This window comes from Bacillus sp. AFS077874 (genome assembly GCF_002566505.1).
Classification (GTDB): Bacteria; Bacillota; Bacilli; order Bacillales; family Bacillaceae_G; genus Gottfriedia.
On the sequence record NZ_NUYF01000045.1, the window covers coordinates 1 to 14,438 of the forward strand.

Consider the following 14,438-nt stretch of genomic DNA (forward strand, 5'->3'; position numbering starts at 1 on the left):
GTAAACGCTTCTATTGTCATAAAAAAATTAAATTAGTTTCAAATAGATTAGTATTTTTATGTAGCATTAACTCTTTAACTAATAATACGAAATAAAAAATCTCCTGTAGAAGGAGATTTTTTACGTTCAAGTTGCAAAAAGATTTTTTATTCAACAATTAAAAAGTTGAAACAAGATCATATAATTCTTCTTCAACTAAACCAGCAGCTAATAGTTTGTCAATAATTTTCAATAAAAAAATTATGTGACTCATGTTATACTATTTTTGACATCCTGAACTTTACTTATTACCGAATTTATTTAAACTATTTACTAAAAATCGAATTCAATTAATGTTGCTTTTATAATAACTATCCTTGTACAATTAAATGTTTTTAAAATATAAAAGATAGCATCTGGATCGAGCATATTTATATTTATGAAAATAGAAATGATATGAAAAAATACATTAATTTGATCAATTTTAAACATAATGTTTCGTTTCTCAAAAAATAGTTGAATAAGATATAAATTTAGAAAATTATCCTAGTCGTATCAAAGTATGCTTTAATTCCGAATCCGACAACTAACCTCGTCAGCATATAAAGAAGGGGTTTACTTTAGTGTTTTTTTTGATATGTATTTTTTTAAACTGCAAGTACAGTTTATGTAGTGACGTTCGTTTGGAATTTTAAACTTATGAGGCAAAATGAGGAGGATTTTTTATTAATTTAAACTTAAAAAATATTAAATTCTGTGTGCGAAAAAGTGTAATTCAATAGACGTTCAAAAAGGATCTATTATTAAGATCCTTTTTTTGAAAACTATTAATTATTCTTTATCATCATGAGGATACTTGTGTTCACTGTTAATCAATTTCTTTAAATCTCCACGGTAAAAAACATCTTTAAACTCTTGTGGTCGAAACGGAATGATCGGCGCTAAGTACGGAACACCAACCGAGCGTAAGAGAGCCATATAAAGTATCAACAAGAGGAATCCGATTCCCATCGCTGTTAAACCAAAGAAACTACCTATGATTAAAAATAAGAAGCGTAACGAAAAAGCGGCACTAGCCATCCCACCTGTGACAAACAGAAAATTTGTTAGGAAAGCAATCCCTGTAATAATCAAGCTAAGAGGATGTACTAGTTTGGCATCAACAGCCGTCGTGCTAATCACCATTGTACCTACCAAAGAAACCACAATAATCATATCGGATTGAATCCGGAAGGCCGCTAAGATTAATATACTTATAATGAGTATCATTAGAGTCATTTCTAGAAATAATGGGAGGATGGTATCGGAATGTGTAAAATACGTTTTAGCAAATTTTGCAGGAACCCAATTTTTATGAAATTTAGCGACTGCAACATACATTCCTGGCAAGAAGACGGATAAAAAGTAACTAAAGAATAAGATCAATCGATTAGTGAGCTTACCAGTTTTTGAGTAGTATTCATTCGGTTGCGCCATAAACTGAACGAATAAAGATGGAGCGATGGAAGCTTGTGGTGTACCATCGACTAAAACGGCAATTCGTCCTTCATATAAAGCAGCAGCTACAATATCCGGCATCTCCGTATTGAAAATAAGGGGAAAGATTGTTTTCTTCTTTCCTTCCAAAACATCTTCAACAACTCTCGATTCCAAAACGTAGTCCACATCTAATGTATCGATGCGCTTTCGTATATTTTCTAATGCTTGTTGATCCACTTTATTGTTTAGGTAGACGATTGAAAGATCTGTTTTAGCAAATTTTCCTAGTTGTTTCATTTCCACAACTAAATCAGGTGACTTAATAAAACTCCGAATTAAATTCAAGTTCACTTTTAATTGTTCTGACAGACCAATCATCGGACCAGCTGGTGAACGTTGTCGGCTACTTTGTTCAACCGAACGTTGTTGCCATTGGGTCGTTTCTGCGATAATTCCACTGTCATATCCGTCGACTAAGATCAGTGTTCGACCTCGGACAATTCCGCCCAGTGCATCCTCGAAAGATGAAACGATTTCAACTGAAGAAGCTCGAATATGTCTTGAGGCTAAATTGTCGATAAATGGTCCGGTATCGTTTTTTTTGATATTCTGAAATAAAAATAACGGGGTAATAATAAAGTCCCGAATCACATCAGCATTCACGAGATCATCAAGGTAGAGGAGTGCTACGTCAAATGACTTGGTTTCACCAATACGAATCGTTCGAACAACTAACTCCGTTGTATGATGTAATTGTTCTTTAATTATTTCAACGTTTTTATGAAAACTATTTGTAAAATCAGCCTGTGCATTATTCAAATTCTATTCACCTCTAAGCATTCAATGTTAATAATTACCAATATTTAGTATGTGCTAAGATGATTTAAACATTCACAATTGAGGTAAGGGATTATACTTATGTAAACTAGGGATAAGCAATTTACATATTTCCATTAACAATTGATAGGATTCCATATTGAACTAATATGGAAGAACGATATAAATTTCCATTCAACGTGGAGATCCTGTGGTTCATGGATGGCTAACGCATACGTTAGTTACATTACTCGTGGGAGGCTGTTCTTTCAATTAACTCCTGTTTCACTATTTTGCAGTATATTTACAATAAGAAATGAAATAATTTACTGCAGGGCAAGGAAAGCATGTACAATTTTAAATTTAAAATAATAATAGATTGAAAGTTGGATGTTCAGCTACAGAAGTAGTTAATAGAATTTTCAACGCATGATCTTGCTTCTTATAAAAAACAAGCTCTGTAGTCTTTAAAGAAAGTGTATTTTAAAATAGAAATAAGCAACGACTCAATTAGAGCGCTGCTTATTTTTAATTACTATTGATCAGTTGAAGCAATATTATCCAGACAAATTGTTTGTTTTTCGAAATTATTATTAAATTGTAACAAGAATGAATAATATTGAAAACCTAGTTTTTATTTAAGTGAGATTTTGTTTAAAGGCTTTAATAAATTGTTTACTATGTTCGGATAATTTCTTGCCTCTCAATCGAACTATTCCAACGCAAAAGCGTAATGAACGAGGAAACACAAATGGAATTGTAATAATACTACCATTTTGAATACTGCTTATTTTGTTCAAAAATAAATTCATTGTGATAATAATACCCAATCCCTCTAATAGTGCTTCAGAAATAACATTCACGTTGTTTGTTGTAAATAATATATTCATTTCAGGAACATAGTTAATAAGTTCATTTGCATACCCCGCCAAAATAGGATCCTCCGTAAGAATCAAAGATTGATTAGCAAGGTCCTCAACTTGTACTTTTTCTAAATAGGCAAGTGGAGAATTTTTACTGGCACATATTACTGTGCCACCTTCGAGAATCGTTTCAAACTCCAATTCGGGATTAGAATCCACCATTTCGTCTGTAAATATTGTAATACCGAAATCAATCTTTTCCGTTTTTATGTCGGACAAAATTGAATTAGGTTTTTTTTCAAAAACTTCTACTTGGCTATAGGGATAGTTTTTTTTATATGTAACAAGCGTGCTAGGGATAATTAACATTGCGTTAGGACTGACAGATAATGTTATATTAACTTTTTCTGGATAAAGCTTCTGATATGCAAAAATGGAAATATCGTTGACTTTAAGCATAATTTCCTGCGCTTTACTTGCAATAATTTTTCCTTCTTCTGTAAGCTCAGCACCCAACCTCGAACGTGTAAAAATCTTTATTTGAAGTTCCATTTCTAGATTAGTAATGGCTTTACTAATACCAGAAGGAGAGATATGAAGATTCTCAGCAGCTTTAATTAATGATTTTGTTTTCGCAACCTCAATTAAGTATTCCATTTGTAATAGATTCATTTCGTCACTCCTTTTTTTTGAAAGTGAAAAAAAGTCAATTAAGCCTCACTATTTTATACTTTATATTAACTTAAAGAGAAAGTATATTAATTTCTAAGAAGTATAAGATTTTTCTGAAAATTAAATTCCAAAATGAATTGTTGTAGTTGTAATTTAACTTCGCTAAAGGATGAACTAACTAATATTTTTTGGAGGTGTAATTTATCGTTTAATTAGATTTCTTAAATTAAATCGAATTTCTACATTGCTGTGGAGTGTAGAATATTTCGAATTAAAAGTTTTACATAATGAGATATTGATATCTATCTTTAAAATTATTTGGAAATTTGAATTTATAAAATTAAATGATTAGTTGTATCATATGTATCCCCATAAAGGAAAGGTTGTTGTAATTACTGATTGAGAAACTAAATCTATTGTTTTCGTTTTGCAACTATAAAATTCATAAAGTGAGTGATATGAATGGAACTAGAAAAAATATCTGGGTGCTGTTCACCAAGTAAAGAAAAATCAGCTTTTTCTCAATCATTAGGATTAAATATTGTTAAAAGCTGTAAGGGAATTTTTGACAAAAATGCAATTTACATCCAAGGTGGCGAATTTTTAATGGGAACTGATGATCCAGAAGGGTATATGGCCGATGGTGAAGGACCTATACGAAAAGTAAAAGTGGATCCTTTCTATTTAGATGCTTGTACCGTAACAAATTCTCAGTTTGAGGAATTTGTAACTGATACAGGTTACAAAACTGAGGCAGAGATTTATGGTTGGTCCTTTGTTTTTCATTCGCTAGTGTCAATTAAAACACGAATGGCAGTTACTCAATTTGTTAAACAGACTCCTTGGTGGCTAGCGGTTGATGGAGCGAACTGGAGACATCCTGAAGGACCGGATTCAATACTTGAAAATAGAGTCGATCATCCTGTAGTTCATGTATCTTGGAATGATGCTATAGCATATTGCAACTGGGCCGGGAAAAGACTTCCCACCGAAGCAGAATGGGAATTTGCTGCTCGGGGAGGTTTAGTACAAAAAAAATATGCTTGGGGTGATGAATTACATCCGAATGGTCAACATTATGCAAATATTTGGCAGGGGAAATTCCCAAATGAAAATCACGAATTAGATGGTTATAAAGGAACAGCCCCAGCTCGTTCATTTCCACCTAATAATTATGGCCTATATAATGTTTCTGGAAATGTCTGGGAATGGTGTTCTGATTGGTTCAGTCCAACCTATCATTTATATGACACAAAAGAAAATCCCAAAGGTATACCAAACGGAACATCAAAGGTAATACGAGGAGGCTCTTATCTTTGTCACGAATCTTACTGTAATCGTTATCGAGTAGCTGCCCGTAGTTCCAATACACCTGACAGTTCTACAGGAAATATGGGATTTCGTTGTGCTATGGATGCGAAATTAATCACTCGTAAGGAATTTTAATAGTGTTTTTTGACTTCATTTAATGAGTGTTCAATACAAATGCAATTGAAAGTAATTGACAAGATTTAAGATGCTTAATGAAAGCTAGATTAACAGATTAATTATTTTTACATTTAAAGGAGACCATAAAAAATGAAAAACAATATTGTATACATAGTACTTGATGATATGGGTTTTTCTGACCTTGGATGCTATGGTTCGGAAATTAAGACGCCTAATATTGATCGTTTAGCACAAAATGGATTGAGTTATAATAATTTCCATGTTACGCCTCTTTGTTCTCCGACGAGAGCAAGTTTATTGACTGGACGAAATCATCATTCTGTAGGTATGGGGCTTCTAGCAAATTTCGATTTAGGTCCTGATGTTCCTAACTCACGCGGTAAAATTAGCTCTTCAGCAGGAACAATAGCGGAAATTCTAAAGGAAAATGATTATAGTACCTATGCTGTAGGAAAATGGCATTTAGCACCAATATATGAAGAAACACCGGCTGGTCCTTTTCATAACTGGCCGTTAGGAAAAGGTTTTGAACGGTATTACGGATTTTTAGATGCTTGTGCAGATCAATATACACCTACTTTAGTTTACGATAATCATAATGTGGAGCCTCCAAAAAGGCCCGACTATCATCTTTCTGAGGATCTTGTTGATCATGGAATACAATTTCTTTCTGATCACGCTTCAATTTTCCCAGAAAAACCATTCTTTATGTATCTTGCATTTGGAGCGCAGCATTATCCTCATCAAGTCTCACAAAGTTATATTGATATGTACAAAGGAAAATATTCAAAAGGATGGGATCAAATACGAGAAGAAAGATTGGAACGTCAAAAATTATTAGGAATCGTACCACAAGATACAGTGCTTGCGGAACGTAATCCTGGTGTGAAGGAATGGGATAAACTTAGATCTGAAGAAAAACGTCTCTTCGAAAGATTTCAAGAAACATATGCAGGATTCCTAACTCACACAGATGAACAGATAGGTAGATTCATTGAGTTTCTCGAAACTATTGGACAATTAGACAATACGATGATCGTATTTCTATCTGATAATGGGGCTAGTCAGGAGGGGGAATTTGATGGGTTTTTGGAACCAAATTCTTTTTATAGCGGAATTTCACCGACGGCTGAAAAAATGTTCGATCACATCGATGAAATTGGTGGACCAAATACACAGGCAAACTATCCTCGTGGCTGGGCTCAGGCAAGCAATACACCGTTTAAGTACTATAAACAAACAACATTTGACGGAGGAATTCATGTTCCATTGATTTATCATTTCCCAAATCGAATCAAGGATATTGGAACTGTTCGTAATCAGTTCCATCATGTCATTGATATCACTCCGACAATTTTAGACTTGGCTGGAATAAGTGCACCTAAAGAAATGAAAGGAGTTAAACAAATGCCGTTGCATGGAAAGAGCATGCAGTATACATTTGATGATCAGAAAGTTCAAACGATCCGTGAAACTCAATACTTCCTTATGGCAGCACAGCGAGCGATTTGGCATGACGGCTGGAAGGCGACTTCTTTTCATACGAAAGGAACACCTTTTGAAGATGATCGATGGGAATTGTATAACACGATTGAAGATTTTTCTCAAACAAATAATTTAGCTGAAAAGTTTCCAGAGAAACTGAATGAATTAAAGGAAATCTGGTTTGGCGAAGCTGAAAAATATAATGCACTCCCAATGATTGATAAAACAGTTGAATTATTTTCTTATGTTTTTCCTGATGATAAAGTAAGATATCGAACAGAGTTTACTTACTATCCAAAAATGGGCCATACTCATGCAATGCCATCTATACTTAATCGATCTTATAAAATTACAGTACCGATAGATTGTCCGAGTAAAGACAGTAAGGGTGTATTGATTGCGCACGGAAATCAATACAGCGGATATACAATGTATATTCAAAATAACCGTTTATACTATGAGTATAATAATGTGGAGACTGTCTATATCATTGAATCTAATCAAGAAATACCGGTTGGAAAATCAACCGTACGTTTTGAATTTTCGAAAACAAGTCAATTTCAAGGAAAAGGAAGCCTATTTATCGATGATCACCATGTTGGAGAGGTTGATATGCCAAGGACCTTACCATTTATAATTTCAATGGATGGATTAACTGTTGGAAGAGATGCATATTTACCTGTAAGCAAAAACTATGCAGAAATAGGAGACTTCGCGTTTACAGGGAAAATTCAAAAAATCGACTTTGTTTTGCAAAATGATTAGGTTGAAATAAAAGGAAAAGATAGCTAGTCCATACTTTCTTGACTCAATTGAAATGAAAGATTTAATTGGAATACTAAAATTCTTTATTCAAGTGAAGTTAGAGGAGGATGAAAATGAGAAAAGTTCTTATTTTAGTTGAAACAAAAACTGAGAAATTACTTAAAATTTCCTTAGAAGTTTTAGCAGCCGCAAAAAAGATAAGTGATTGTTGTGAATTGAATGTAATTGGATTCGATCGTAACTTACCTCAATTTGCAAAATTATTAGCAAAGCATGGTGCAAATAAATTGTATTTATTGAAGAATAAAAAGCTAAACATCTATATGGTTAATAACTACACACAAGCTTTTCTACAAGTTTGTGATGCTGTTCAACCAGATATAATTCTTGTTCCTAATACAGTAATAGGGGTAGATTTAGCGTTACAAATCGAAATGAACAAAGAAGTAGAGCTTGTTACAAATGTGACTGATATTAATTTTAGCGAAGGTGATTTATATTTTACTAGATCTACAACTTTATCTCTTCTAAATGAGTTAAAAAAAGTTGAGTGTGGAATTCCATTAGTAGTTGTGCATAAAGATAGTTTTTCTCCTAAAGAAGTAGGAGGAACAGTTGAAATTGTTGATTTTGCCGTCAACATTAAGGATTTACAACTAACAATTTAATATTTTTCTTTATTTTAAGCTAAATATAATTAGAAGTTTTTGTGTATTAAAAAATAGACATCATTTAGAGACATGAAATACTTATTTTGTTAAAAAGAAAGACAACTCTTAGAAGTTTCCAACGAAGAATTCAATGTTTGATAGTTTCTATAATTGGTATACTTCTTGATTTATAGCTAAATATAGCTTGGAATTTTTTTTAGGAGGGGACATTATGGCTAAAGTATTATCAGAAAGTAAGAATTCATCAAGAAGTTTTTTGAATGAGGAGCACCATATTTTTAGACAAGCATTCGTGAAATTTTTAGAAAAAGAAGCAATCCCTTTTGTAGATCTGTGGGAAGAAGATCATCTTGTACCTCTATCATTTTGGAGAAAAGCAGGAGAAAATGGTTTTTTATGTCCTTGGGTAGATGAAAAATACGGTGGCTTGAATGCGGATTTTGGCTACAGTATCGTAATGGCTGAAGAATTGATTAAAATTGGACTTGGGGCTTCAACTGCAATAGGTCTTCATAATGATATTGTTATGCCATATATTCAAAGTTACGGGAATGAAGAGCAGAAGAAACGATGGTTACCAGGTGCTGTTACCGGTGAATACATGTCTTCAGTTGCAATGACAGAGCCAGGTACAGGTTCAGACCTTTCAGGTATTAAGACAACAGCTGTACGAAAAGGTGATCACTTTGTGATTAATGGAGAAAAAACATTCATTTCAAGTGGGATATTAACAAATCTTATTGTTGTAGCAGTTAAGACAGACCCTAAGGCAGTACCTGGTCATAAAGGGATTAGTCTAATTGTTGTAGAGGAAGGTACCCCTGGATTTAAAAGAGGGAAAAAATTAAATAAGGTTGGTTTACATTCTCAAGATACCGCAGAACTTATTTTCGAAGATGCCATAGTTCCAGTAGAAAATCTTCTAGGGGAAGAGAATAAAGGATTTTATTATTTAATGGAAAAACTTCAGCAGGAAAGATTGATGTGCTCGATAACTGCTGTATACAGTGCTAAACGAATTCTAGATATTACGATGGACTATGTAAAAGAACGTAAAGTATTTGGCAAACCAGTTGGATCATTCCAAAATACACAATTTAAACTTGCTGAGCTTGCAACTGAAATTACGATTGGAAAGACTTTTCTAGATGATTTAATTGTAAAACATATTGCAAAAGAGAATGTTGTTACTGAAGTATCCATGGCAAAATGGTGGACGACAGCATTAGCAAAGAAAGCAGCTTCTGAATGTCTACAATTGCACGGAGGATATGGTTTTATGGAAGAATATGAGATAGCTAGATGGTATAGAGATGTAGCAGTTTTACCTATATTTGCAGGGACAAATGAAATAATGAAGGTAATTATTGCCGACAACATGGGATTATAAGTTAGAAATTATTTAAAATCTTTTTGAAACTGTTTGAATCAAATTACTACTGTTCATTTTTATTTAACAAATAAAATAAAAGGAGAAGTATAAATGATTATTACAAAAGCGCTAATACGTTCTTCAATCATTTGGCCAAATAAGCTTGCGATTTTAGATGATGATTATCAATTCACGTATAAACAGTTAGCAAATCGGACAGCAAAATTAAAAAGTTGGCTAAAAAAGAACAATGTTAAAAAAGGTGATCGTGTCGGTGTATTAATGCTCAATGATTTCCGATACATAGAGCTATTCTATGCTTGTACTGCGATTGGAGCGATTATTGTTCCATTAAATTATCGTTTATCTCCAGAGGAACTAAAATTTACTTTAAATGATTCAGGAGCTTTACTACTCTTTATTCATAAAGAATTCGAAAAAGTAGTACCTTTTTTACAAATAAATACTCCTTCAATCGAACAATATATTTTGGCAGATGAGGAAATGAAGGATTCAGAATTGCTCTCCTATGAAAATATTATTAAAAATGAACCAGATACGGAACTTGAATATGATGTAACTGATGAGAATAATGTTGCAGGGTTGTTCTATACAGGTGGTACAACAGGCCGTTCAAAGGGGGTTATGCTGACTCATCGTAATATGGTTAGTAATTTTTACCAAACTATTCAGTTTACCGGTTTAGATCATACTTCAACCTATTTACATAGTGCCCCTATGTTTCACTTAGCAGATGCTACCTTTATGATTAATGCAATAATGGTAGGATGCACTCATACTTTTTTAAGAATGTTTACACCTAAATTATTTATAGATAAGGTCCAAAAAAATAACGTGACGGATAGTGTACTTGTGCCAACGATGCTAAATATGGTAGTAAATGATCCTGATTTTAATAGGGAGCATTTAAAATCTTTAAAGAAGATATTATATGGAGCTTCTCCAATGCCATTTGAACTATTGAAAAAAATTCAACACTCCTTTCCAAAATTACAATTTGAACAGGCATATGGAATGACCGAAGCTTCACCATGTTTAACTTATTTAACTGCAGAAGATCATATAACAGATGGTACTGAGCAGAGTGAAAGAAGGCTCAAATCAGCTGGTCGAGTTGTTTTTGGAGTTGATTTACGAGTTGTTGATGAACATGGAGTAGATGTAAAACCAGGTGAAACGGGCGAGATTATCGCTCGTGGTCAAAATATTATGAAGGGTTATTGGAATCTACCAGTTGAAACAACAGAGTCATTAAAAGATGGATGGTACCATTCTGGAGATATGGCAACTATAGATGAAGATAATTATATTTATATCGTCGATCGAAAAAAGGACATGATTATTACTGGCGGAGAAAATGTCTATTCAAATGAAGTAGAAAATGTACTTTATAAACATCAAGATGTAATCGAAGCGTCTGTAATTGGTGTTCCAGATGAGAGATGGGGCGAAGCTGTTTTGGCAGTAGTTGTCAAAGAACCTAAAAGTAGCATTACAGAAAACGAATTAATTCAGTTTACAAAAAACTATTTAGCTAATTATAAAGTACCTAAATCAATATTATTTACTGATGAAATCCCTAAAACAGCGGCTGGAAAAATATTAAAACGTAATTTACGTGAGCAATTTTGGAAAGATACTACGAGACAAGTAAACTAATTGATTAATTGAAAACATAGATGAGGGTTGTTTAAATAGAAAACGTACTGGAAACAAAAACAATTAAAATTGATCGTTAGCTCTATTCTTAAAAATGTTGAACTCTATGGAATGTCAAATACTTTAGGTAGAGAAAAATTAGTTTTGGGGATGAAACATATGAAAAAGAAATTACCAAAATACATTCTTGAACAATTAAGTTTCCCAGTTTTCGTATCACCAATGTTTCTAATATCAAATCCAGAAACAGTTATTGAAAGCTGTAAAGCAGGCGTCATTGGTTCTTTTCCAGCATTAAACGCTCGAACAACAGCTGAATTAGAACAATGGATGAAGCGTATTTAAGTAAGGAATATCAAGAAGCCTTAAGAACGATTCTTCATTTAAATAACAAGAATCCTATTTCTATAGAAGAATTTTGATGTTTAATTAAATAAATATATGACAAATACAATTGTATTGATGTAAGAACACATTTACCACATAAAAGTTGAAATAGATTTTTAATAATTATTTTTTAGGAGGAAAATCATGAGTAAATTTTTAGAAAACCAAGTTGCAATTATTACAGGTTCAGGTCGAGGAATTGGACGAGAAGTAGCGTTACTATTTGCTGAACAAGGAGCAAAAGTAGTCGTTTCAGATAAGGATCTAACTCCAGCTGAAGAAGTTGCAGCAATTATTCGTGAAAATGGAGGAGAAGCAGCTGTCTATTGTGGTGATATTACAGCGAAAGAATTTGCAACGAATATTGTTGCTGCTGCTATTAATAATTTTGGTAAATTGGATATATTAGTGAACAATGCTGGATATACATCAGATGGATTAATTCATAAAATGACTGACGATCAATTCCAAGCGATGCTGGATATTCATTTGGTTGCACCATTTCGTCTAATTCGCGCAGCAGCACCATATATGAGAGACGTGGCTAAAAAGGAAATGGAACAAGGTATCATTAATCATCGAAAGATTGTTAATGTATCTTCAGTTGCATCAACTGGAAATGTAGGACAAGCAAATTATTCATCAGCAAAGGCAGGAATTATTGGTCTAACAAAAACTGTTGCAAAAGAATGGGGACAATTTAATATTAATGCGAACTCAGTTGCTTATGGATTCATTGATACACGCCTTACTCGTCCAAAAGAAGAAGGGGAAGTTGTTGATGGAGTAACAGTCGGTATTCCAGATAAAGTGCGTAATATGTTTATACAAACAATTCCTCAAAAACGTATTGGATCAGCTCGCGAAGCTGCAGAAGCTATTTTTTACCTTGCATCACCACTATCAAACTATGTAAATGGTCAACTCGTTCATGTTAACGGTGGATTATATACTTGATTTTAGTTAATTGTTATTCAAGCTAATAGATTAGTAGTAATTAGTTTATGTTTATTTGACTGAATATTTCTAATTAACAGTAAATTTTAAAGGTACACAATTTGTGTCTTTCATTAATGAATTGAATGTCAAATGACTAAAAAGGGGGATATACATTGAGTAAGAACGTAAAAGTAATCGGCGTAGATATGGTCAAATTTGTTAAGCCTGGAAAACAAGAGCCTTATGAATTGATGGCTTCAAAGGCAATTAGTGGAGCAATAAAGGATGCAGGAATTGATTTTAAAGAAATTAAACAGGCATTTGCAAGTTATGTTTATGGAGATAGTACATCTGGTCAAGCTGCTCTTTATAAAGTAGGTATGACTGGTATTCCAGTCATTAATGTAAATAATAACTGCTCGTCTGGATCGACAGCATTATTTTTAGCTCGTCAAGCAGTTGCTTCTGGAGTAGTGGACTGTGCACTTGCTTTTGGTTTTGAAGAAATGAAGCCAGGCGCATTAGGAAATGTATGGGGAGACCGTACAAATCCGTTACAAACATTTTTGGAACGTTTAGATGAATTAGAACCTGGTGCGGTTGGAAATACTGGTCCAGCAAGAATTTTTGGTGCAGCTGGAACAGCATATGTGCAAAAATATGGAGCAAATCCAGATATTTTTGCAAAAGTTGCTGTTAAGACTAGAAATCATGCAATTAATAATCCGTATTCAATGTTTCATACACCTTTAACGGTTGAAGAAGTAATGAACTCACCAGTGATTCATCCACCTTATTTAACAAGATTTATGGCCTGTCCTCCATCTTGTGGAGCAGCCGCAGTTATCGTTTGTAGTGAAGAATTTGCTAGAAAGCAAGGGAAACAAGATGCAGTTGAAATCGTCGCTCAAGCAATGGCTACTGACACATTAAAATCATTTGAGGATGAACTTCAAATCGTTGGAGCTGATATGACACGTAGAGCTGCTAACGAGGTATATGAAAAATCAGGAATTGGACCTGGGGATGTCGATGTAGTTGAATTACACGATTGTTTTACTCCAAACGAAGTCATTACTTATGAAGGTTTAAAGCTTTGTGGTGAAGGGGAAGCAGAAACGTTTATCAATAACGGTGATAATACGTATGGTGGTAAATATGTCGTAAATCCATCAGGAGGATTAATGTCAAAAGGCCATCCACTTGGAGCAACAGGTTTGGCACAAAGTACGGAGTTAGTATGGCAATTACGTGGTCAAGCAGATAAGAGGCAAGTCGATAATGCTAGAGTCGCATTGCAACATAACCTAGGGCTTGGGGGAGCTGTAGTCGTAACAATGTATAAGAAAGCATAAAACAAAATAAAGTAATTGTAATTTGAAGAAGATTTTATAAAATGAGGTGATTATTTTGACAAAGGTTAAAGAATTAGTAGGAATGGATTTAAGTACATTTAGCTTCGGGGTGGAGAAAGGAAAGATCCTTGAATTGGTCAATGCGATTGGGGATGATAATCCAATTTTCCGAAGTTTAGATGTGGCACAAAATGCTGGATATGACGGGATTCCTGTACCGCTTACATATTTACAGGTAATCGAATCATTTGGGAATGAAGCTGGATTTGAAGAACAAATTGCTAAATTAAAATTTAATCCAGTAAAAATTTTACATGGTGAACAAGAATATGAATATTTTGGTGAAATATATGCGGGAGACCAACTAACAGTTACAGGTAAAGTTGTTCATGCAGAAACAAAAATTGGAACTTCAGGTGGAATGGATTTTGTAACGATGGAAAACCAATTTAAAAATCAAAGAGGAGAGCTAGTTGCCATTTCAAGGGCTAAATTAGTTCATCGACATTAAATACAAAGGAGGTAA

11 protein-coding genes are annotated in these 14,438 nt (G+C 33.6%); 9 read left to right on the plus strand and 2 right to left on the minus strand.

The window, feature by feature from the left end; genetic code table 11:
* Nucleotides 1-810 precede the first annotated feature (810 nt).
* Complete coding sequence (locus tag COJ46_RS19770) at nt 811-2,277, minus strand: spore germination protein (protein ID WP_098566215.1); 1,467 nt, start codon at nt 2,275-2,277, stop codon at nt 811-813.
* Nucleotides 2,278-2,912: 635 nt separating this feature from the next.
* Nucleotides 2,913-3,809, minus strand: coding sequence for a LysR family transcriptional regulator (locus tag COJ46_RS19775; protein ID WP_097976148.1), 897 nt, complete (start codon nt 3,807-3,809; stop codon nt 2,913-2,915).
* A gap of 462 nt (nt 3,810-4,271) precedes the next feature.
* Between COJ46_RS19775 and COJ46_RS19780 the strand changes: the two genes are divergently transcribed.
* The 9 genes from COJ46_RS19780 to COJ46_RS19820 all read left to right on the plus strand — a co-directional run bounded on the left by COJ46_RS19780 (nt 4,272) and on the right by COJ46_RS19820 (nt 14,423).
* Nucleotides 4,272-5,255: a formylglycine-generating enzyme family protein gene (locus COJ46_RS19780; RefSeq protein WP_097976146.1), complete on the plus strand. Its 984-nt coding sequence runs from the start codon at nt 4,272-4,274 to the stop codon at nt 5,253-5,255.
* A 132-nt stretch (nt 5,256-5,387) separates the two neighbouring features.
* The gene (locus tag COJ46_RS19785; protein WP_097976144.1) at nt 5,388-7,508 is read left to right on the plus strand and encodes an arylsulfatase; all 2,121 of its coding nucleotides are present in this window, start codon (nt 5,388-5,390) and stop codon (nt 7,506-7,508) included.
* A gap of 113 nt (nt 7,509-7,621) precedes the next feature.
* Nucleotides 7,622-8,176 (plus strand): adenine nucleotide alpha hydrolase family protein, encoded by a 555-nt coding sequence (locus COJ46_RS19790; protein WP_176522529.1) that lies wholly within the window; start codon nt 7,622-7,624, stop codon nt 8,174-8,176.
* 214 nt (nt 8,177-8,390) lie between these two features.
* A complete protein-coding gene (locus tag COJ46_RS19795; protein WP_097976141.1) occupies nt 8,391-9,569 on the plus strand; it encodes an acyl-CoA dehydrogenase family protein in 1,179 nt (392 codons plus the stop codon).
* 93 nt (nt 9,570-9,662) lie between these two features.
* Entirely contained in the window at nt 9,663-11,231 is a 1,569-nt protein-coding gene (locus COJ46_RS19800; protein ID WP_097976139.1) for a long-chain-fatty-acid--CoA ligase, read from the plus strand.
* Nucleotides 11,232-11,390: 159 nt separating this feature from the next.
* A complete protein-coding gene (locus COJ46_RS19805; protein ID WP_097976138.1) occupies nt 11,391-11,576 on the plus strand; it encodes a hypothetical protein in 186 nt (61 codons plus the stop codon).
* 186 nt (nt 11,577-11,762) lie between these two features.
* Nucleotides 11,763-12,575, plus strand: a complete 813-nt coding sequence (locus COJ46_RS19810) for an SDR family NAD(P)-dependent oxidoreductase (protein WP_097976136.1) — start codon at nt 11,763-11,765, stop codon at nt 12,573-12,575.
* Between the two features lie 155 nt (nt 12,576-12,730).
* Nucleotides 12,731-13,912: a lipid-transfer protein gene (locus tag COJ46_RS19815; protein WP_097976134.1), complete on the plus strand. Its 1,182-nt coding sequence runs from the start codon at nt 12,731-12,733 to the stop codon at nt 13,910-13,912.
* A gap of 46 nt (nt 13,913-13,958) precedes the next feature.
* Complete coding sequence (locus tag COJ46_RS19820; RefSeq protein WP_286145529.1) at nt 13,959-14,423, plus strand: FAS1-like dehydratase domain-containing protein; 465 nt, start codon at nt 13,959-13,961, stop codon at nt 14,421-14,423.
* Nucleotides 14,424-14,438: the final 15 nt, after the last annotated feature.